The sequence below is a fragment of the Pilimelia terevasa genome (genome assembly GCF_014647915.1).
GTDB lineage: Bacteria > Actinomycetota > Actinomycetes > Mycobacteriales > Micromonosporaceae > Pilimelia > Pilimelia terevasa.
On the sequence record NZ_BMQC01000008.1, the window covers coordinates 69,541 to 86,637 of the forward strand.

A 17,097-nucleotide genomic window follows, 5' to 3' on the forward strand; every position below is an offset into this window, starting at 1 on the left:
ATGCCCATCGACATGCCCATCGACATCGACGCCATCAAGCAGCGCGACAGCGCCGCCACGCCCGGCCCGTGGCAGTGGTTCGGCAACACCGACAACCACCAGGTATTCCTGGGCACCCCCGACCGCGGCCGGCTGTACATCATGCGGTTCGTTCGCTGGGGGATGCGCGACGCGCAGCCGGTGTTCTACGACCACGCCGGCGACACCGGCCAGGTCAAAGCCGCCGACGTCCCGATCTACCAGGTCGCCCCGGACGCGACCAGCCGGGCCGACGAGCGGGTGTACCGGGCCGACATCCGCGGCCTGCGCCAGCCCGACGCCGAGTTCATCGCCGCCGCCCGGCAGGACGTGACCGACCTGCTCGCCGCACTGACCGACGCCCGCGCCGAGGTCGACCGCCTCCGCACCGGTGTCAAGGCGGTCGCCGACGGTCTGGACCTGGCCGCCGCCGAGGACGCCAACCCCTGGCTCACCGCCGAGCACCGCGGCGGCCTGGCCAACACCGCCACCCAGCTCCTGGACCTCCTCGCCGCCGGCGGTGCCCTGTGACCGCCGAGATCGTCCACCGCTTCGCCCCCGCCGCCGAAGGCGACGAGCCCGACCTGAAGCGCCTCGCCGCCCACTACACCGTCGAGGCGTACGCCCTCCACATGCAGGCGTTCGTCGGCGGCAGTTGGACCCCCGACGCGATCGAAGCCCGCGGGATGACCGTGCGCGCCGCCTGCAACACGTGGACCGCCGCCTGCGCGCTTAACGCCCTGCTGTGGCCCGACAGCCACGACGCCGCCGAGCTGATCCAGGACGCCCACGACGGCAAGGGCGAGCAGATCGCCGAGTGGCTCGACGACTGGATGGACCGCCACGGCATCGACCGAGAGGCCGTCATTCAGGCCGTAGAAGCCCAGCGCGCCGAGGCGGTGACCGCGTGACCGCCGTCCTCAAGCGCACGCAGACCGAGCTGCTGATCGCGGTCGCCGCCGGCCGCGTCTACTACTCGCTCACCGCACCCAACCGCAGCGTCAGCTACCGCGACGACCGGACCCTGCCGGTGGACCGGGACCTGATCCGCTCCCTGTACCTGGCCGAGCTGATCGCCGAGGGCGACCCGTGCGGCCAGCGCCCCCAGGTCCGCGCCGCCCGCTCCTGGACCCTCACCCCGGCCGGGCAGCAGTACGTGGCGGCGCTCGCCGACCCCCACGCCGGTGCCGGCGTCGACCGGCTCGCCCGCATCGCCGCCCAGCTCGTGGCCCGCGTCCGGGAGGACGGGCCGGCGGAGAACGCGATCTGGCTGGAGCACGCCGTGCCGTCGGCCGAGGACCGGTACGCGCTGCTGTTCGTCCTCGCCGCCGCCGTCCCCACCGACCGGCCATGGCGGGAGCTGACCGCCTGGGCCACCCGCGACGCCGCGGCGCTCGCCGACGAGGTCGCCGTCGAGCGGTTCAGCCCACCCATCGGCGGCGGCCGGCGCCGGGAGTGAGAGCAGCCGGCCCGCCCCGCACTTCCCCGCGGGGCGGGCCGGCACCCACCAGCACAGACCAGTACAGCCGAGAGAAGGACCGATGACCTGGTTCAAGGTGGATGACGGGCTCCACAAGCACCGCAAGCGGATCCGCGTCGGTATGTCCCTGGAGGGCATGGCCGCGATGGGCCTCTGGGCCGTGGCCGGCTCGTGGGCGTCCGACGAACTCACTGACGGCTGGGTACCCGATGACGTCCTGGAGTACCTGGCGCCCATCCACGGTGGGGATCTCGCCAAGCGCCTGGAGTCCGCTGGCCTGTGGGAGCGGACGGTCCGCGGCGGCGAGGAGGGCTGGCAGTTCCACGAGTGGTCCAGCCACCAGCCCTCGAAGGATCGGGTGTTGGCCGACCGGGCGGCGGCAGCCGATCGTCAGCAGCGCGCCCGGGACCGGGCCAGGGCGGCTCGCGAGTCACGCAACCGTCACGGCGTGAGTCACGAGCGAGGTGCAGAGGCCGTCGACCACGACGACGTGAGAGTGCCCTCTGAGGAGGCGCCCGAGTCCACCGCGACCGCCGCACCTTCCATCGACGGCGACGCGTCCCTGCCGTCGCCCACGGACATTGACGCTCAAATCGGCCCTGGTCACGGCGGTAGTCACGGCGTGCGTCACGGCGTGACGGACCCGTCAGTCACGGTCCCCCCGACCCGACCCGACCCGACCCGTACTTCCTACGGAAGTAATAAGAGCGTTAGCGCCGCAAGCGGCGCAGCGCGCAAGCGCGCCACGCGACTGCCCGAAGGCTTCGCCGTCACCGACGAGATGAAGACCTGGTTCGTCGCCAACTGCCCCGGCATCGACGGCCGGCGCGAGCACGAGCGGTTCACCGACTACTGGACCGGCATCGGCGGCGCCAAGGGCACCAAGACCGACTGGGTGGCGACCTGGCGCAACTGGATGCGTAAGGCCGCCGACGACCAGCGCGCCCGCCCGGCCGCCCGCGGGCCGATGACCGGCGCCAACCGCTTCCACAACGACCAGACCGACGAAGAACGCGCCCGCCGCAACCCGTACGCCGGCGGCAAGAACGCCATCATCGCCAGCCGCACTGGAGCGTCCGCATGACCAGCACCGAACCGACCCGCATCGGTCACGCCTTCACCGAGTTCACCGCACCCGGCCAGCGCCGAGGCCAGGCCGGCGCGTCCACGATGTCGGCCCGCGACCCGATCCACGACCTCGTCGGCGACGAGTGGGTCGCCGCGATGCGCGCCCGCCGCGCCGCCAACCGCAACGCCGGCTACGTCAAGCACCGGCAGGCCCGCTACGCCGACGCCAGCTACACCAAGCTGCGCGCCGACCAGACCGCCGACGGCAAGATCGCCGCCTGGTTCGACCGCGGCCCCCGCGCCCTGGTCATCGCCGGCCCGTCGCGCACCGGGAAGACCACCGCCGCGTACGCGATCACCAACGACGCCGCCACCCGCGGTGCCTGGGTCGTCGCCCGCACCGCCCTTGGCCTGTCCGCCGCCCTCAAGCCCGACGGCGAGCCCTTCGCCCTCCAGTACGCCCTGGACTGCGACCTGCTGCTCCTTGATGACCTGGGTCGGGAGCGGGTCACCGACTGGTGGCTGGAGCAGCTCCAGCACATCGTCGACGAGCGGTGTGGCAACCAGCGGCGCCTGATCGTTACCGCGAACACCCCCGCCGACTCCGCCGCCGCGTTCGACTCCCTCGCCGAGCGGTACGGCGACCCGCTCGCCGAGCGCCTGATCGACGGCAGCGGCCTGGTCGTCCTCGACGGGGAGCCGATCCGCGAGGTCGTGACCGAGTGGTGACCCCCGAAGACCACGCCGCCCGCGTCGAGCGCGCCCACCGCGGCGCAGCCCTCTGCCGCGCCGCCCTCCAGCCCCGCCCCGAGCCCGAGCCGGCCCGCCCGCTGACCCGCTCCGAGCAAATCCACGCCCGCGCACTGGAGCGCGCCCGCACCGACCGGGAGGCCCGCCGATGACCGCCACCCTGACCGCCGCGACCTGCCCGACCTGCCGCGCCCGCTTCGCCGACGTCGACCTGTTCGACGCCCACCGCCAGCGCGGCGCCTGCCACGACCCCGCCGCTGCCGGCCTCATCCGCATCGACGGCATCTGGACCGAGTGGCTCCTCCTCATCGGAGCCGACGCATGAGCCGCCCACCCGCCAAGCCGCCCACCCCGCCCCCCTGCACCCGCTGCAACGGCCCGCTGTGGCTGGTCACCCGCCGCTGCGCCAACAACTGCCGCACCAAGCCCACCGCCACCGCACCGAAGGAGAAGCCGTGACCGTCGCCCTCCGCCCCCCGATCCCGTACTTCGGCGGGAAAATCACCGTCGGCCCGGCCATCGCCGCGCTGCTGCCCGCCCACGCCCACTACATCGAGCCCTACGCCGGCAGCCTCGCCGTCCTCGGCGCGAAGGCGCCGTCGCGGCACGAGACCGTCAACGACCTCGACGAGCACCTGGTGGCGTTCTTCCGGGTGCTCCGCGACCGGCGCGAGGAGCTGCGCGAGGTGTGCCGGTGGACGCCGCACGCCCGCGCCGAGTACCGCGACAGCCGCATCGACGCCATGCCGGCCGACCTGCCGGACCTGGAGCGTGCCCGCCGGGTCTGGGTTCAGCTCACTCAGGGCCGCGCCGGGAACCTGCTGGCGACCGGGTGGCGGCACGTCGTCAAGCCTGAGGGCTCCTCGATCTCGATGCCGGCCTATCTGGACGGCTACGTCGACCGGATCGCACCGTTCGCCGAGCGGCTGCGGGACGTGTCGCTGGAGTGCCTGCCGGCGCTGGACCTGATCGCCAAGTACGGCCAGCACCCCAGCGTCCTGCTCTACGTCGACCCGCCGTACCTCGGCGCGGTCCGCGAGGCGCGCGGCTACCGGCACGAAATGCGCGACGACGTCGACCACCGGCAGCTCGCTGAGGCGCTGCACGGCTGCCACGCCGCGGTCGTCCTGTCCGGGTACGCCTCCGACCTGTACGACCGGGAGCTGTACACCGGCTGGGACCGGCACTCCATCGCCGCGTCCACCGGTCAGGGCGGCACCTGGGCGAACAGGACCGAGGTCCTCTGGTCGAACCGGCCGCTCGGCCAGCAGATGTCCCTCCTCGACGCCCTGGACGTCCGATGAGCAGCCGCGTCCTGACCGCGATGAGCGAGTCCACCCTCCAGACCGCCGTCCTCGACCTCGCCGCCCGCCTCCACCTCCGCGTCGCGCACTTCCGACCCGCCCTCGTCGGCGGCCGGTGGATGACCCCCGTCGCCGCGGACGGCGCCGGCTGGCCCGACCTGGTCATCGTCGGCGCCCGCGGCGTCCTCTACCGCGAACTCAAAGCAGCCCGCGGCCGGCTGTCTGCTGCCCAACGGACGTGGCTGGACGCGCTCGCCGAGGCCGGTTGCGACGCCCGGGTGTGGACCCCCGACGACTGGCAGGACCGCCGCGTCCTCGCCGAGATGGCCGCCATCGCCCGCAGGAAGCCCGCAAGGCCATGACCCCCACCCGTCCCACCATTCCGGCCCAACGGCGCGGCAGCGACCCTCTCAGCGGGCGGACGGGCCATCTCCACGACATGGCACGGCGCCTCATCCGCGACGCCATCCGCCACTACCCGGGCGCGCGGGTCGCCTGCCTCGACCTCAACGACCACCGCCTCGCCGACGTACTCCTGCACCTCATCCGCACCGCCCAGCTCCACATCACCTGGCCCGACCAGACGTCCTAGAAGGAGATCAACATGCCGACCCCCACCCGAGGTACCACCCGGGCCGATTCGGCCGCCCACGGCGAGCAGCACAGGCCGCACGGGCACCACCACGACAGCGAACCCGACGCCATCACCGCACTCCGCACCACCATCGGCGCCATCCACATGCACGCCACCGGCGTCGCGCCGGTCGACCTTGACCGGGAGATGGACCGCGCCGCCCGGCTCCTCGATCAGCTCAGCGCCGCGCTGACCGGCCAGCACGACCAGTGCGGACCCGGCGCCCACACCTGCACCGAGGGAGAGACCCGATGACCCAGCCCCACACCTACCGGCGCGCCTACTGCCCGACCTGCCGCCGACACCTGTCCATCACCCGCGACGGCAAGATGCGCCGCCACGTCCGTAACCCCGGCGGCATCTTCCCGCCCGTCGACTGCCCAGGCACCGGCCAGGACGGCACCGACAGCCCCGACTGGACCCCGACCCCGACCAGCACCGGGGGGAGCGGGCGATGAGCGACATCGCAGACATCGGCGGCGCCTACGGGCGCGAGCGCGACGGACACATTCAGCAGCTCATGGACTGCGGCGTCCGCATCACTGAGCTGACCGCTCGGGTCGCCGAGCTGGAGGCCGAGAACGAGCGGTTGGCCCGCGAGTACAACCAGCTCGGCGAGGTCTACGTCCAGTGCCTGGCCGAGCGGCTGGAGTACAAGGGCGAGGCGGAGAGGGTTGCCGAGCTGGAGGAGCAGCTCGCCAAGGCTCAGCTTCCTGTCGAGGCGTGGGAGATCCCCGGCGACCTCATCGATCGAGTCGACAGCTTCATCAGCGGCCTCAACACCAAGGTCGACGCCATCCACGCCGACGTCCGCCGGCTCGTTGACGTGGTTCCGCCTAACTTCGGCGCAGCTAGCAGCAAATTAGGCGGCAGTGGCGCAGGCGCCCCGGACGCCTGTGAGACCTGTGAGACCTGTGAGAGCGCCGACACCCCGGACGCCGCTGCCACGACCGGGGAGGCGGCGGCATGAGCGACCTCAAGCAGAGCCGCGCCGACCGGATCACCGACTGGGCGCTCCTCGCGATCCTCGTGGTCATCGGCCTGTTCGTGCTCAGCGGCGTCGTCGGCCTCTGGGTGACCGTCATCATCCCCGCCCTCAACGCCCCCGCCTGACCTGCTGCCCGGCCGTCACCCGGCGGCCGGCACCCAACCAGAGGAGACACCGTGCCCACCTTCCGCAAGAAGCCCGTCGAAGTCGAAGCCATCCAGTTCGACGGCCAACTCGCCAGCACCGAGGACATCAACCGACTCGGCGCCGGCGCCGTCTACGTACCCCGCGGCTACGAGCACCGGATGCGCTACGACAGCGAACAGGACCGCAGCAACGGCCACGTCCTCGACGACGCCCCGCCGTACCTCGTGATCCACACCCTCGAAGGTGACCACCGCGCCAACGTCGGCGACTGGATCATCCGCGGCGTCGCCGGCGAGCTGTACCCGTGCAAGCCCGACATCTTCGAGGCCACGTACGACCCCGCCTGACCCGCCCGTCGCCCGGCCGGCGTGGGGAGGACCGGCCGGGCACCCACCACCCGCACAACCGAGGAGCACCGTGACCGACTGCGTGATCTGCGGCCGCGCCACCGACGGCTACGCCTGCGAACCCTGCACCCGCCCCGTACACCGCGACCTGATCGCCGCCGCGGCGCTCACCGACGACACGCTCACCACCATCGCCCGCCTCGACCGCCTCCCCGACCGCGGCGGCCGGACCGCGCCCCTACGCGACGACGAACCCCCGACCACGCCCGGCGGCAAGCCGCGCCAGCCGAACTGGCTCATCGAGGACCGGCCCACCACCCCAGCCTCCGCGCTGCGGCCCACCGCCGCGCCGGTCAACCTCGACGCATCCTCCCGCGTCGACGCGGCCACCGGCGTCATCACGACCTGGGCGCGCATGGTCATCGAGGAGCGCGGCCTACCCACCGCCCCAGCACCCGCCCCGCTGGCCGGGCCGACGTGCGAGCCGTTGCAGGACTGCCGCCGGCACCGCACCTGCCGCGCCATCCTCGGCCAGCACCGCGCCCGCCCCGGCCTCAGCGCCGCCGGCCGTGCGGCGCTGCTGCTCACCAACCACCTCACCTGGCTGCGCCACCACCCCGCCGCCGCCGAGGCCCTACCCGAGCTGGGGCAGGCGTGCCGGGACATCATCCGCACCGTCGACCGGCCCGCCGAACTGGAGCTGGTAGGCGCCTGCGACTGCGGCGTGCGCCTCTACGCCAAGGCCCGCGCCGCCACCATCACCTGCCGGCACTGCGGGAAGGCGTGGAACACCGACAGCGGCCGAGCGGAGATGACCAAACACATCCGGGCCAGCCTCGTCACCGGCGCCGAGTACGTCACCCTGCACCTGCGCCAGCACCCCGGCCAGCCCCGCAAGCGTGTCCGCGACCTGATCGCGCAGTGGGCGCGGCGCGGGCACATCCAGGTCCGCGGGCTGTCCGCCGACGGGGATCCGCTGTACCGGTACGGCGACATCGACACGCGGATGAACCGACTGGAGGATGCCAGCTCAGTGGCATGATCGTGTTACTGTCAGCGCCAGAGCGACTGACGACTGCTGCCCACCCACCGGTTCGGTGAGGTGGGCATCGTCGTGTCTGGACCTGCACGTGGCTGGCAGGGTGGTGGAACGGCCGGCGCTCGCTGAGGGGTCAGCGCCGGCCGACACCCCCGCCCCGGAACACCGCGGCAGGGGGCGACCATGCTCCTGCTGTTCCCGCCCCTGGCCGTCGCGCTCGGCGCCACGCTGCTCATCCCGGCGCTGGCCCTGCACGCCTGGGCGCAGGACTGGCTGGACGTCCTACCGTGGGCGGCGCTGGCCCTGATCTACCTGGTCGGGCATGTAGCCCAACGCCTGTGACCGGGCGTCCCGATCTGCATGGTGACTGGTCGGAGCGGCAGCGCCGTGCGGCTGTGGTGCGCGCTCACCGTGCCCAGTACGGCGACTGGTGCCCAGGCTGGCGCAGGACGCCACACCCCAGCGGGGACCTGTGTGCCGATCACATCGTTGCGGTGGCTGCCGGTGGCGATCCACGTGGTGACCTTGCGGTGCTGTGTCGGTCCTGCAACAGCCGCAAGCGTGACGGTAGAGGCCCGATGCGGCGTGTTCCGTCGGTGACCTCGCGCGCGTGGTGATCGGTCGCCTGGCCCTGGGGCCCGGGGGGTGGGGTCGGCACGGGCACGCAGGGTCATCGACCCCAAGCCCTTAAGTCGAGGCGTCTCCCTCCGCCGTTTCACACGGAGATCAACTAGGCGGGTGGGGGGTGGCTGGTGGTTACGCGTAGGGAGGCGCTGGAGGCCATCAAGGACCGCCTGACGGCCGAGCTGGACGTGGTTGAGGGTCGGGACACGGCGGTGCTCGCCAAGGAGCTGCGGGCCACGTGGGCGGAGCTGGACGGCCTGCCGGCTGTCGACTCGGATGCGCCGGCTGATGAGATCGCCCGGCGGCGGGAGCAGCGGCGTCGGAGCGCGGCCGGATGACCGTCATCGACCTGGCCGCCGCCGACCGGCCGAGGGTGCTGCACCTGCCCAGCTACTCGACGTCGGCCGGTGACGAGGCGATCGACCTGGCGGCGTCGGCGGGCCTGCACCTGGACCCGTGGCAGAAGTACGTGCTGCGCCACAGCCTCGGTGAGCGCGCCGACGGGCGGTGGGCGGCGTTCGAGGTCGGCCTGATCGTGGCCCGGCAGCAAGGCAAGGGCGCGGTGCTGGAGGCGCGCGAACTGGCCGGGCTGATCCTGTTCGGCGAAGAGCTGATCATGCACACGGCGCATGAGCTGAAGACGTCGATGCGGCACTTCAAGCGTTTGATGGGTCTGTTCGAGAAGTCGGCGGACCTGTCGCGCCGCCTGAAGCGGGTCAGCCGTTCCAACGGCAAAGAGGGCCTGGAGATGGTCAGCGGCGCCGAGTTGCAGTGCCTGGCCCGGTCCAAGGGGTCCGGCCGCGGCTACTCCGGTGACCTGGTGGTCCTGGACGAGGCGTATGACCTGGTCGAGGATGAGATGGACGCGACCATGCCCACGATGCTGGCCCGCGACAACGCCCAGGTCTGGTACTGCTCCTCACCGCCGCTGAATCCGGTGTCGGGGCAGATCCTGATGTCGGTGCGCGACCGGGCGGAGGCCGGCGCCGCTACCCGGCTGGCGTGGTTCGACTACGGCCTGGCCGGGCGCCTGGACCGGATCGACCAGATCGACCTGGATGACCGGGCGAACTGGTGGGCGGCGCTGCCAGCGATGCGGTCGGGCCGGGTACGCGAGGAGAACGTCCAAGCCCTGCGCGACCAGCTCAGTGACATCGGGTTCGCCCGCGAAATCATGGGGATCTGGCCGCCGGGCCTGGCCGGCGCGTTCCGGGTGATCTCCGAGGCCGATTGGGAGTCCGCGCGGGATCCGCAGTCGCGGATCGTCGGCGCGCCAGTGTTCGCCCCGGCGGTGTCCCTGGACCGCAGGTGGTCGGCGATCGGCTCGTGCGGGTTCCGCGCCGACGGGCTGCGGCACGTGGAGGTCGTGGAGACCGGGCCCGGCACCGGCTGGGTGGCGCCGCGGCTGGCCGAGCTCAAGCGCGCCCACCGATCCGGGGCTGTGGTGGTGGACGAGTTCGGGCCGACCGGGTCGCTGATCCCGGAGGTGGAGAAAGCCGGGGTGAAGGTCGAGCGGATCGGCGCCGGCGACGCCGCACGCGCCTACGGCATGTTCTACGACGCGTTCGCCGGCCTGCCGTACGTGGACAAGGACTCCGGCCTGGAGGTGGATCCGCGCAACGCCCGCCACATCGGCCAGGAGGAGCTGACCGAGGCAGTGAAGGTGGCCGTGGACCGCAAGCTCGGCGAGGGCAAGGCGTGGGATCGGCGCAGCCCCGAAGACGACATCACACCGCTGGTGTCGGTGACCAATGCCTACTGGGGCCTGTCGAAGTTCGGGTCGAGGAAACGCAAGCCGATGGCGGCGTACGTGTGAGGGGGCCGGTGATGACTGCTGTGCAGGAGGATCCGCGGCTGACCTCGACCTCGACATCGCCGGGCTGGGCGCCGATCGTGGCGGTGCTGGTGGCCGTCCTGGCCGCGCTGCCGTACGCAGTCGGGTGGATGCCTGGGGCGGTCACGCGGGCGGCGCTGTGGGTGGCCGACGCCGCCCGGCTGGGGTGGCGTGACGGCCGGCACGGCGGCGCGGCGTGAGATTCCTGGACCGCATCGCCGCCGTCCACGGCGCACGCAAGTCGTTCACCCAGTCGCCGTTCTGGGCCGATGAGCGGCTGTCCCTGCCGATGCTGGCCTCGCTGCCGGCCCGCCCGGACCGGGAGGTCATCGAACACGACCTGGCCGGCTACATCCAGGGCGCCTACAAGGATAACGGGATCGTGTTCGGGTGCATCCTGACCCGGCAGCTCATCTTCTCCGAGGCCCGGTTCCTGTGGCAGCAGATGGCCGGCGGCCGGCCCGGGGACCTGTTCGGGGCGGCGTCGCTGGCGCCGCTGGAGCGGCCGTGGCCCGGCGGCACCACCGGGGAACTGCTGGCCCGGATGGAAGTCACCGCCAGCCTGGCCGGCTCCTACTACTCCACGTTCTGCGACGCCGAGGGCGTCCTGGGTAAGGCTTCGGATCCGGGGTCGCGGCGGATCGTGCACATGGACCCGGCCCGCACCCAGATCGTCATCAAGGCCCCGTCGGGGAACCCGTACGGGCTGGACGCCTACCCGGCCGGTTACCTGTACGAGCCGCCGGCCGCCGTCGGCGTCACCGCGCCGAAGGCCACGATGCTGCTGGCCGACGAGGTGTGCCACTACTCGCCGATCCCGGACCCGGCCGCCCGGTGGCGGGGCATGTCCTGGCTGACTCCGATCCTGCGGGAGATCACCGCCGACAAGGCGGCCACCAGGCACAAGGGGAAGTTCTTCGAAAACGGCGGCTCCCCGAAGTTGACGGTGGCGCTCAAGGACGTCACCGACCCCGACGAGTTCGAGGCGTTCGTGGAGCTGATGCGCTCCCAGCACGAGGGCGTGGACAACGCCTACCGCACCCTGTTCCTGGCCGGCGGCGCCGACGTCACCACTACCGGCGCCGACCTCAAGCAGCTGGACTTCAAGGCCACCCAGGGCGCCGGGGAGACCCGCATCGCTCTGGCCGCCGGGGTGCCTGCGGTGGTGCTGGGCATCTCCGAGGGGCTGGCCGGGTCGTCGCTGAACACCGGCAACTTCCGCGCCGCCGCCCGGCTGATGGCCGACCGGACCCTGCGCCCGCTGTGGCGGATGGCGTGCGCCTCGTGGGAGCAGCTGGTCACCCCGCCGCGGGAGGACGTGCGCCTGTGGTTCGACCCTGACATTGCGTTCCTGCGCGAGGACCAACGCGACGCCGCCGACATCCAGCAGATCAAGGCGCAGACCATCCGCACCTACGTCGATGCCGGCTACACACCCGATTCGGCGGTCGCCGCCGTTGACGCCGACGACCGTTCGCTGCTGGTGCATACCGGCCTGTACAGCGTGCAGCTGACCGCGCCCGGCACCGCCGCGCCCGTTCCCGCACCGCCCGAGGAGGGCTGATGGACACCAAGCACCTCCGTGTGGAGGTCAAGGACGCCGACCGCGGTGAGTTCGCCGCGATCTTCTCCACGTTCGACGTGGTCGACCACGACCGGGACGTCACCAAGGTCGGCGCGTTCACCGACGGCGCCCCCGTGCGGGTGTCCGCGTACGGGCACGCCATCTGGGGTGGTGCGCTGCCGGTGGGTAAGGGCGTCATCCGCACCACCGGCCGGGAGGCCATCGCCGAAGGCGCGTTCTTCCTGGACACCGCCGCCGGCCGGGACACGTTCACCGTCGTCAAGGAACTGGGCGACCTTCAGGAATGGTCCTACGGCTACGACGCCACGAAGTTCTCCTTCGGCGAGGTCGACGGCAAGCAGGTCCGCTTCCTGGAGGAACTGAAGGTCCACGAGGTATCCCCGGTGCTGTTAGGCGCCGGTGTGGGCACCCGCACCCTGTCCGCGAAGTCGGGCGGGTCCACATTCTCCGACGAGGCGCAGGCGGTCGTGGCCGCCCTGGACGCCCTCGTCGTACGCGCTGCCGACGTCATGGCGAAGCGGCGCGAGAAAGGCAAGGGGCTGGGCGCCGACAGTGCGGCCCTGCTGGGCCAGGTCGACGGGCAGTTGAAGGCGCTCGCCGGGCTGCTGGCCGAACCGGACCCCGAGCCAGACCACGGCGACGTGCAGCGGGAGTTCCTGCGGTTCGTCGCCATTTCTCGTGACCTGAACAAGGAGATGACACCGTGACGGTGATGGAGTTCCCGCGCCTGAAGGAGGCCGAGGGGAAGCTGGCGGCCAAGCAGAAGGAGCTGCACGGCATCTTCGCCGAGGCCGGCCCCGACATGGACATGGGCAAGGTGAAGTCCCTGCCCGGCGACAGTGCGGCGAAGGTCGCCGAGATCCGCTCCCGTAACGAGGAGCTGGACGACCTGGGTAAGCAGGTCGAGGAGCTGAAGTCGCTGTACGACATCGCCGGCCGGGTCCAGTCGCAGCGGCGCGAGGACGCCGGGCACGGTGAGGCCGGCGCCGAGCAGGGCGACACCGGCTCCGGGCGCAAGGCGTTCAAGTCCTTCGGTGACTCGTTCGTGGAGTCGAAGGCGTACAAGGGTCGGGCGCCGGGCAGCGTCGGTGAGGTCGCCACGATCGAGGTGGAGCTGAAGACGCTGATGGAGACCGGCGCCGGATGGGCGCCGGAAACCACCCGCACCGGGAAGGTCGTGGAGTACGCGACCCGACCGATCCAGGTCACCGACATCATCCCGCACACCACCACCAGCCAGGCAGCTGTCGTCTACATGGAGGAGACGACGTTCACCAACGCCGCCGCTGAGACCGCGGAGGCCGGCACCTACCCGGAGTCGGCGCTGGCGCTGACCGAGCGGTCCGTGACCGTCCGGAAGATCGCCACGTGGCTGCCGGTCACCGACGAGCAGCTGGAGGACGAGCCGCAGGCCCGCGGCTACATCAACAACCGGCTGCCGTTCATGCTGCGCCAGCGCCTCGACGGGCAGATCCTCACCGGTGACGGGTCCGCGCCGAACCTGCGCGGCCTACTCAACGTCTCGGGCATCCAGACCCAGGCCAAGGGCGCCGACCCGATCCCGGACGCGGTGTACAAGGCGATGACGAAGATCCGCGTCACCGGCCGGGCTACCCCCACGGCGGCGGTGTTCCACCCCAACGACTGGCAGGAGGTGCGGCTGCTGCGCACCACCGACGGCATCTACATCTGGGGTAGCCCCACCGAGACCGGCCCGGAGCGGATCTGGGGTCTGCGGGTGGTCCAGGCTGACGGGATCACGGAGAACACCGGCGCGGTCGGTGACTTCGCCAACTTCTCGGAACTGGCCGTGCGGCGCGGGGTGGATGTGCAGGTCACCAACGCGCACTCCGACTTCTTCATCAAGGGCAAGCAGGCGATCCGGGCGGACCTCAGGGCGGCTCTGGTCTTCTACCGCCCTGCGGCCTTCTGCACCGTGACGGGCCTCTGACCGATCGACTTGCGACGCCCGGCCGCCGATGCGCGGCCGGGCGTTCGTGGTGAGGAGAGCAATGGGCATCATCGAAGGGGCCGGGAAGGTCGGCGACGGCCTGAGCCTCGGCCGGCGCAAGGTCGCCCGCGGCAGCTACAGCTTCGCCATCGACGGCGGCGCGGTTGGCGACATCACCCTGCGCGGGGACACGATCCCCGCTGGCGCGGTCATCGTGGATGCGCTGATCAAGGTCGGTACCGCGCTGACGTCGGGCGGGTCGGCGACCGTCGCGGTCAAGGTCGAGGGCGCCGCTGACATCAACGCCGCTGACGCCATCGGTGGGGCGCCCTGGTCGACCACTGGCGCCAAGCGCGGCGACTTCACCGCCACGTCCGCGCCGGTCACGACCACGGCCGTCCGGTCGATCGTGGCGACGGTCGGCACGGCGGCGCTGACCGCGGGGGTGTTCGACGTCCTGGTCGAGTATTGGGAGCTGGCATGAATGCAGGCAGGCGGATCTACCGGACGGCCGAGGGCCGGCATGTGGTTGAGGGGCACCCGGACGCGGCGTTCCTGGCCTACGGGGTCGCCGACGAGGTGCCCGAGGAAGTCCTGGCCGAGCTGCCGGCCGCGGCCGGCGACGACACCGAGGCGGCCGGTGACGCGCAGGACGATGCCAAGCAGCGGCCGGCGCCTGCGAACAAGGCGCGTCGGGCCACAGCGAACAAGGCAGGAGGGTGACCTGTGGCTGAGGGACTGTCGGCGACGGCCGCCAACGACGCCCTGGACGACAGCATCCTGGCGACGTACACGTGGATCAAGCTGCACGTCGGTGCGCCGGGTGCGGCCGGCACCTCCAACCCGGCCACCGAAACCGACCGCGTCCAGGCGACGTGGGCGCCGGCCAGTGGTGGGGCGTCGTCGAACAGCAACACGCTGACCTGGTCGGCGGTCGCCGGAGCCGAGGACTACACCTACTTCACCGCCTGGACCGCCTCGACGGCGGGCACGTTCGGGTTCTCCGGCACGGTGACGGCCAACGCGGTCGGCGTCGGTGACGACTTCACCGTGGCGATCGGTGGGCTGGACGTGTCGCTGCCTGTGGCGTCCTGATGTCGGGCGGGATCTGGCCGGTCGGCAGCGTCGACGTGCAGGAGTTCGCGGCGTCGGGCACCTGGACCAAGCCGGCGGCCGCGCGGCTGGTGCAGGTGGTCCTGTGTGGTGGCGGTGGCGGGGGCGGGTCTGGGCGGCGCGGTGCGGCGGCGGCGAACCGGTGCGGCGGTGCCGGCGGCGGCCCGGGTGCCCGGACGCTGGCCACGTTCGACCCGGCCGACCTGACCGCCACGGTCGCGGTGACCGTCGGCGCGGGCGGCGCGGGCGGGGCGGCGCGGACCGCCGACGACACTACGGGCGCCAATGGCACCACGGGCGGGTCGACGTCGTTCGGGGCGTACGTGCGCGCGGGCGGCGGCGCGCAGGGCTCCGGCGGCGGGACGTCGACGTCGGCCTCCGGCGGGTCGGCGGGCAACGGCATGTTTATGGGCGGCACCGCCGCGGCGGCCACCGGCGGCAACGGCACCACCAGTACCGGCCAGACCTCGCTGTTCGCCGTCGGCTGCGCCTCCGGCGGAGGCGGGGGCGGTGGCATCTCGACGGCCAACGCCACCGGTGCGGGTGGCGGCTCCGGGGTGGTCGCGGTCTACGGCAACGGCGTCAACGGCGGCGCGGTCGCCGGGGCCGGCGGCGCGGGAGACCCGGGCACCGCCGGTGTCGGCGGCGGCGTCGGTGTCGGCGGCGGCGGAGGTGCCTCCGGGGACACCGGCGGCACGGTGGCCGGCGGTGCCGGCGGCGTGGGCGGCTACCCCTCCGGCGGCGGTGGGGGCGGGGGCGGGTCCACCAACGGCGCCAACTCCGGCGCCGGGGCGGCCGGCGGCGACGGCTACGCCATCATCACCACCTACTTCTGAGCGGAGAGCACTGTGGGCCAGCGGCAGTGGTACAAGGTCATCCGCAACCCGGACGGCTCCCGCGGCACCGAACTGGTGGTCGAGGACGTGCCCGATGAGGTCCTGGCCGCCGAGGCCAACCAGGCCGCGGTCCTGGACCGGGCCCGGCGGGCGCTCGTGGCCAACGCCGCCTACCTGGCGGTCGCCGCGCCGACCAACGCCCAGGTCGTGGCGCAGGTGCGGCGGCTGACACAGCAGAGCAACGCGCTGATCCGCCTGGCGGTCGCCGACTTCACCTCAGCCGACGGCACCGAGTGAGCAGGAGGCCGCCATGTCGAGCATCAAGGCCGAAGGTCAGCAGACCGCGACGCTGACCACCGAGCACACCCTCCTGGACACCTCCGACGCCGGGAACTACCAGCTCAAGGTCGACACCACGAACCTCGCGGGCGCCGAGTACGTCGACCTGAAGATCTACGACAAGGCCAAGACCGGCGGCAGCTACCGGCTCGTCCAGTCGGTACGCGTCGCCGCGGGTGCCGCCTACCCGATCTCCGAGTCGGTGCCCCTGACCGCCCCGCTGGGCGCCAAGTTCACCCTGACGCAGACCGGCGGGACCGGCCGGTCCTTCGACTGGTCCGTCGTCCAGCTCGACGCGTAGGAGGCGGCGGTGCACGCCTACGGCCTATGGCTAGCCGCCTACCAGGCGGCGGCCGGCGGCGGCCCGGTCACCGGCACGATGGCCGCCGACCTCGGCGCTCTAGCGGCCACCGCTGCCGGTACCCGCACCGTCCACGGCACCGCCGGGGCGGACCTGGGGGCGCTGGCCGCGACCGCGGTCGGGCAGCGCACCGTCCACGGCATCGCCGACGCGAGCCTGGGCGGGTTCACCGCTACGGCCGGCGGCGCGCGGACCGTCCACGGCACGGCGGTCGCCGGCCTGGGGCCGCTGACGGCCACGATGGTCCAGGACGGCGCTGGCGCGGTCGTCGGGACCATGACCGCCGACCTCGGCGCGCTGACCGGCGCCGCGGCCGGGCGGCGGACCGTGCGCGGCGCCGCTGCTGCTGGCCTCGGCGCGGTGACGGCGGCTGTCGTCGGCGGCAGGACCGTGGCCGGCGCCGCTGTGGCGGCCTTCGGCCCGCTCGCCGCCTCGACGCAGGGGCAGCGCACCATCCGCGGCGCTGCGGCGGCGACATTCGACCTCACCGCGACCGCGGCCGGCCGGTGCGCGGTACACGGCGCGATCACCGCCACCCTCGGCGCGCTGACCGCGACCATCACCGTCGTCACCGCCCCGACCCCGGCGCGCAGCACCCCGGCAGTCACCGCCGGCCGCACCAGCACCGCCGCGGTCATCGCGCGGCGTACCTCAACCCCGACCGTGGAGGGAGGCTGAC

Annotated in this window: 31 protein-coding genes; all 31 read left to right on the forward strand. The window is 72.6% G+C overall.

What is annotated here, in order from left to right; all coding sequences use genetic code 11:
• Entirely contained in the window at nucleotides 1-549 is a 549-nt protein-coding gene (locus IEY75_RS12805) for a hypothetical protein (protein WP_189114537.1), read from the forward strand.
• Nucleotides 546-929 (forward strand): hypothetical protein, encoded by a 384-nt coding sequence (locus IEY75_RS12810; RefSeq protein ID WP_189114538.1) that lies wholly within the window; start codon nucleotides 546-548, stop codon nucleotides 927-929. The genes IEY75_RS12805 and IEY75_RS12810 overlap by 4 nt, the downstream gene beginning before the upstream one ends.
• Nucleotides 926-1,477: a hypothetical protein gene (locus IEY75_RS12815; RefSeq protein WP_189114539.1), complete on the forward strand. Its 552-nt coding sequence runs from the start codon at nucleotides 926-928 to the stop codon at nucleotides 1,475-1,477. The genes IEY75_RS12810 and IEY75_RS12815 overlap by 4 nt, the downstream gene beginning before the upstream one ends.
• 82 nt (nucleotides 1,478-1,559) lie before the next feature.
• Nucleotides 1,560-2,582, forward strand: a complete 1,023-nt coding sequence (locus IEY75_RS12820) for a hypothetical protein (RefSeq protein ID WP_189114540.1) — start codon at nucleotides 1,560-1,562, stop codon at nucleotides 2,580-2,582.
• Entirely contained in the window at nucleotides 2,579-3,295 is a 717-nt protein-coding gene (locus tag IEY75_RS12825) for an ATP-binding protein (protein WP_229789642.1), read from the forward strand. Before IEY75_RS12820 ends, IEY75_RS12825 begins: the two co-directional genes overlap by 4 nt.
• Entirely contained in the window at nucleotides 3,289-3,468 is a 180-nt protein-coding gene (locus tag IEY75_RS12830) for a hypothetical protein (RefSeq protein WP_189114541.1), read from the forward strand. Before IEY75_RS12825 ends, IEY75_RS12830 begins: the two co-directional genes overlap by 7 nt.
• On the forward strand, nucleotides 3,465-3,641 hold the full coding sequence (locus IEY75_RS12835) for an FDXHR family putative zinc-binding protein (protein WP_189114542.1): 177 nt from the start codon (nucleotides 3,465-3,467) through the stop codon (nucleotides 3,639-3,641). The genes IEY75_RS12830 and IEY75_RS12835 overlap by 4 nt, the downstream gene beginning before the upstream one ends.
• The gene (locus IEY75_RS12840; protein ID WP_189114543.1) at nucleotides 3,638-3,775 is read left to right on the forward strand and encodes a hypothetical protein; all 138 of its coding nucleotides are present in this window, start codon (nucleotides 3,638-3,640) and stop codon (nucleotides 3,773-3,775) included. The genes IEY75_RS12835 and IEY75_RS12840 overlap by 4 nt, the downstream gene beginning before the upstream one ends.
• Nucleotides 3,772-4,620: a DNA adenine methylase gene (locus tag IEY75_RS12845; protein ID WP_229789644.1), complete on the forward strand. Its 849-nt coding sequence runs from the start codon at nucleotides 3,772-3,774 to the stop codon at nucleotides 4,618-4,620. The genes IEY75_RS12840 and IEY75_RS12845 overlap by 4 nt, the downstream gene beginning before the upstream one ends.
• On the forward strand, nucleotides 4,617-4,982 hold the full coding sequence (locus IEY75_RS12850; protein ID WP_189114544.1) for a VRR-NUC domain-containing protein: 366 nt from the start codon (nucleotides 4,617-4,619) through the stop codon (nucleotides 4,980-4,982). The genes IEY75_RS12845 and IEY75_RS12850 overlap by 4 nt, the downstream gene beginning before the upstream one ends.
• A gap of 77 nt (nucleotides 4,983-5,059) precedes the next feature.
• Nucleotides 5,060-5,212 (forward strand): hypothetical protein, encoded by a 153-nt coding sequence (locus IEY75_RS12855; protein ID WP_189114545.1) that lies wholly within the window; start codon nucleotides 5,060-5,062, stop codon nucleotides 5,210-5,212.
• Between the two features lie 12 nt (nucleotides 5,213-5,224).
• On the forward strand, nucleotides 5,225-5,509 hold the full coding sequence (locus tag IEY75_RS12860) for a hypothetical protein (RefSeq protein ID WP_189114546.1): 285 nt from the start codon (nucleotides 5,225-5,227) through the stop codon (nucleotides 5,507-5,509).
• Nucleotides 5,506-5,712 carry a hypothetical protein gene (locus IEY75_RS12865; RefSeq protein WP_189114547.1) on the forward strand — a complete coding sequence of 69 codons (207 nt, stop codon included), beginning with the start codon at nucleotides 5,506-5,508 and terminating at the stop codon, nucleotides 5,710-5,712. Before IEY75_RS12860 ends, IEY75_RS12865 begins: the two co-directional genes overlap by 4 nt.
• Nucleotides 5,709-6,224 (forward strand): hypothetical protein, encoded by a 516-nt coding sequence (locus tag IEY75_RS12870; RefSeq protein ID WP_189114548.1) that lies wholly within the window; start codon nucleotides 5,709-5,711, stop codon nucleotides 6,222-6,224. The genes IEY75_RS12865 and IEY75_RS12870 overlap by 4 nt, the downstream gene beginning before the upstream one ends.
• Nucleotides 6,221-6,367: a hypothetical protein gene (locus IEY75_RS12875; RefSeq protein ID WP_189114549.1), complete on the forward strand. Its 147-nt coding sequence runs from the start codon at nucleotides 6,221-6,223 to the stop codon at nucleotides 6,365-6,367. The genes IEY75_RS12870 and IEY75_RS12875 overlap by 4 nt, the downstream gene beginning before the upstream one ends.
• Before the next feature lie 51 nt (nucleotides 6,368-6,418).
• Complete coding sequence (locus tag IEY75_RS12880; protein ID WP_189114550.1) at nucleotides 6,419-6,736, forward strand: hypothetical protein; 318 nt, start codon at nucleotides 6,419-6,421, stop codon at nucleotides 6,734-6,736.
• 70 nt (nucleotides 6,737-6,806) lie between these two features.
• On the forward strand, nucleotides 6,807-7,778 hold the full coding sequence (locus IEY75_RS12885) for a hypothetical protein (RefSeq protein WP_189114551.1): 972 nt from the start codon (nucleotides 6,807-6,809) through the stop codon (nucleotides 7,776-7,778).
• Between the two features lie 180 nt (nucleotides 7,779-7,958).
• The gene (locus tag IEY75_RS12890; RefSeq protein ID WP_189114552.1) at nucleotides 7,959-8,117 is read left to right on the forward strand and encodes a hypothetical protein; all 159 of its coding nucleotides are present in this window, start codon (nucleotides 7,959-7,961) and stop codon (nucleotides 8,115-8,117) included.
• Between the two features lie 410 nt (nucleotides 8,118-8,527).
• Entirely contained in the window at nucleotides 8,528-8,737 is a 210-nt protein-coding gene (locus tag IEY75_RS12895; RefSeq protein ID WP_189114553.1) for a hypothetical protein, read from the forward strand.
• Nucleotides 8,734-10,215, forward strand: coding sequence for a terminase large subunit domain-containing protein (locus IEY75_RS12900; RefSeq protein ID WP_189114554.1), 1,482 nt, complete (start codon nucleotides 8,734-8,736; stop codon nucleotides 10,213-10,215). Before IEY75_RS12895 ends, IEY75_RS12900 begins: the two co-directional genes overlap by 4 nt.
• An 11-nt stretch (nucleotides 10,216-10,226) precedes the next feature.
• Nucleotides 10,227-10,433 (forward strand): hypothetical protein, encoded by a 207-nt coding sequence (locus IEY75_RS12905; protein WP_189114555.1) that lies wholly within the window; start codon nucleotides 10,227-10,229, stop codon nucleotides 10,431-10,433.
• A complete protein-coding gene (locus tag IEY75_RS12910) occupies nucleotides 10,430-11,797 on the forward strand; it encodes a phage portal protein (protein WP_189114556.1) in 1,368 nt (455 codons plus the stop codon). Before IEY75_RS12905 ends, IEY75_RS12910 begins: the two co-directional genes overlap by 4 nt.
• Nucleotides 11,797-12,525: an HK97 family phage prohead protease gene (locus tag IEY75_RS12915; RefSeq protein WP_189114557.1), complete on the forward strand. Its 729-nt coding sequence runs from the start codon at nucleotides 11,797-11,799 to the stop codon at nucleotides 12,523-12,525. Before IEY75_RS12910 ends, IEY75_RS12915 begins: the two co-directional genes overlap by 1 nt.
• A gap of 5 nt (nucleotides 12,526-12,530) precedes the next feature.
• Complete coding sequence (locus tag IEY75_RS12920; protein ID WP_189114704.1) at nucleotides 12,531-13,769, forward strand: phage major capsid protein; 1,239 nt, start codon at nucleotides 12,531-12,533, stop codon at nucleotides 13,767-13,769.
• A 61-nt stretch (nucleotides 13,770-13,830) separates the two neighbouring features.
• The gene (locus IEY75_RS12925) at nucleotides 13,831-14,253 is read left to right on the forward strand and encodes a hypothetical protein (RefSeq protein ID WP_189114558.1); all 423 of its coding nucleotides are present in this window, start codon (nucleotides 13,831-13,833) and stop codon (nucleotides 14,251-14,253) included.
• Nucleotides 14,250-14,492, forward strand: a complete 243-nt coding sequence (locus tag IEY75_RS12930; protein ID WP_189114559.1) for a hypothetical protein — start codon at nucleotides 14,250-14,252, stop codon at nucleotides 14,490-14,492. Before IEY75_RS12925 ends, IEY75_RS12930 begins: the two co-directional genes overlap by 4 nt.
• Nucleotides 14,493-14,495: 3 nt before the next feature.
• Nucleotides 14,496-14,864 carry a phage tail fiber protein gene (locus IEY75_RS12935; protein ID WP_189114560.1) on the forward strand — a complete coding sequence of 123 codons (369 nt, stop codon included), beginning with the start codon at nucleotides 14,496-14,498 and terminating at the stop codon, nucleotides 14,862-14,864.
• Entirely contained in the window at nucleotides 14,864-15,718 is an 855-nt protein-coding gene (locus IEY75_RS12940) for a glycine-rich domain-containing protein (protein ID WP_189114561.1), read from the forward strand. The genes IEY75_RS12935 and IEY75_RS12940 overlap by 1 nt, the downstream gene beginning before the upstream one ends.
• 12 nt (nucleotides 15,719-15,730) lie before the next feature.
• Nucleotides 15,731-16,015 (forward strand): hypothetical protein, encoded by a 285-nt coding sequence (locus IEY75_RS12945; protein WP_189114562.1) that lies wholly within the window; start codon nucleotides 15,731-15,733, stop codon nucleotides 16,013-16,015.
• A 13-nt stretch (nucleotides 16,016-16,028) separates the two neighbouring features.
• Nucleotides 16,029-16,358: a hypothetical protein gene (locus IEY75_RS12950; RefSeq protein ID WP_189114563.1), complete on the forward strand. Its 330-nt coding sequence runs from the start codon at nucleotides 16,029-16,031 to the stop codon at nucleotides 16,356-16,358.
• Between the two features lie 9 nt (nucleotides 16,359-16,367).
• Nucleotides 16,368-17,096 carry a hypothetical protein gene (locus tag IEY75_RS12955; protein WP_189114564.1) on the forward strand — a complete coding sequence of 243 codons (729 nt, stop codon included), beginning with the start codon at nucleotides 16,368-16,370 and terminating at the stop codon, nucleotides 17,094-17,096.
• Nucleotide 17,097 lies beyond the last annotated feature (1 nt).

Excerpts from the sequence above, each read along its gene's own strand:
- IEY75_RS12805 (WP_189114537.1), top strand. The coding sequence starts at position 1 with ATGCCCATCGACATGCCCATCGACATCGACGCCATCAAGCAGCGCGAC.
- IEY75_RS12820 (WP_189114540.1), top strand. The coding sequence starts at position 1,560 with ATGACCTGGTTCAAGGTGGATGACGGGCTCCACAAGCACCGCAAGCGG.
- IEY75_RS12825 (WP_229789642.1), top strand. The coding sequence starts at position 2,579 with ATGACCAGCACCGAACCGACCCGCATCGGTCACGCCTTCACCGAGTTC.
- IEY75_RS12835 (WP_189114542.1), top strand. The coding sequence starts at position 3,465 with ATGACCGCCACCCTGACCGCCGCGACCTGCCCGACCTGCCGCGCCCGC.
- IEY75_RS12840 (WP_189114543.1), top strand. The coding sequence starts at position 3,638 with ATGAGCCGCCCACCCGCCAAGCCGCCCACCCCGCCCCCCTGCACCCGC.
- IEY75_RS12850 (WP_189114544.1), top strand. The coding sequence starts at position 4,617 with ATGAGCAGCCGCGTCCTGACCGCGATGAGCGAGTCCACCCTCCAGACC.
- IEY75_RS12855 (WP_189114545.1), top strand. The coding sequence starts at position 5,060 with ATGGCACGGCGCCTCATCCGCGACGCCATCCGCCACTACCCGGGCGCG.
- IEY75_RS12860 (WP_189114546.1), top strand. The coding sequence starts at position 5,225 with ATGCCGACCCCCACCCGAGGTACCACCCGGGCCGATTCGGCCGCCCAC.
- IEY75_RS12865 (WP_189114547.1), top strand. The coding sequence starts at position 5,506 with ATGACCCAGCCCCACACCTACCGGCGCGCCTACTGCCCGACCTGCCGC.
- IEY75_RS12870 (WP_189114548.1), top strand. The coding sequence starts at position 5,709 with ATGAGCGACATCGCAGACATCGGCGGCGCCTACGGGCGCGAGCGCGAC.
- IEY75_RS12875 (WP_189114549.1), top strand. The coding sequence starts at position 6,221 with ATGAGCGACCTCAAGCAGAGCCGCGCCGACCGGATCACCGACTGGGCG.
- IEY75_RS12890 (WP_189114552.1), top strand. The coding sequence starts at position 7,959 with ATGCTCCTGCTGTTCCCGCCCCTGGCCGTCGCGCTCGGCGCCACGCTG.
- IEY75_RS12900 (WP_189114554.1), top strand. The coding sequence starts at position 8,734 with ATGACCGTCATCGACCTGGCCGCCGCCGACCGGCCGAGGGTGCTGCAC.
- IEY75_RS12905 (WP_189114555.1), top strand. The coding sequence starts at position 10,227 with ATGACTGCTGTGCAGGAGGATCCGCGGCTGACCTCGACCTCGACATCG.
- IEY75_RS12915 (WP_189114557.1), top strand. The coding sequence starts at position 11,797 with ATGGACACCAAGCACCTCCGTGTGGAGGTCAAGGACGCCGACCGCGGT.
- IEY75_RS12920 (WP_189114704.1), top strand. The coding sequence starts at position 12,531 with ATGGAGTTCCCGCGCCTGAAGGAGGCCGAGGGGAAGCTGGCGGCCAAG.
- IEY75_RS12925 (WP_189114558.1), top strand. The coding sequence starts at position 13,831 with ATGGGCATCATCGAAGGGGCCGGGAAGGTCGGCGACGGCCTGAGCCTC.
- IEY75_RS12930 (WP_189114559.1), top strand. The coding sequence starts at position 14,250 with ATGAATGCAGGCAGGCGGATCTACCGGACGGCCGAGGGCCGGCATGTG.
- IEY75_RS12940 (WP_189114561.1), top strand. The coding sequence starts at position 14,864 with ATGTCGGGCGGGATCTGGCCGGTCGGCAGCGTCGACGTGCAGGAGTTC.
- IEY75_RS12950 (WP_189114563.1), top strand. The coding sequence starts at position 16,029 with ATGTCGAGCATCAAGGCCGAAGGTCAGCAGACCGCGACGCTGACCACC.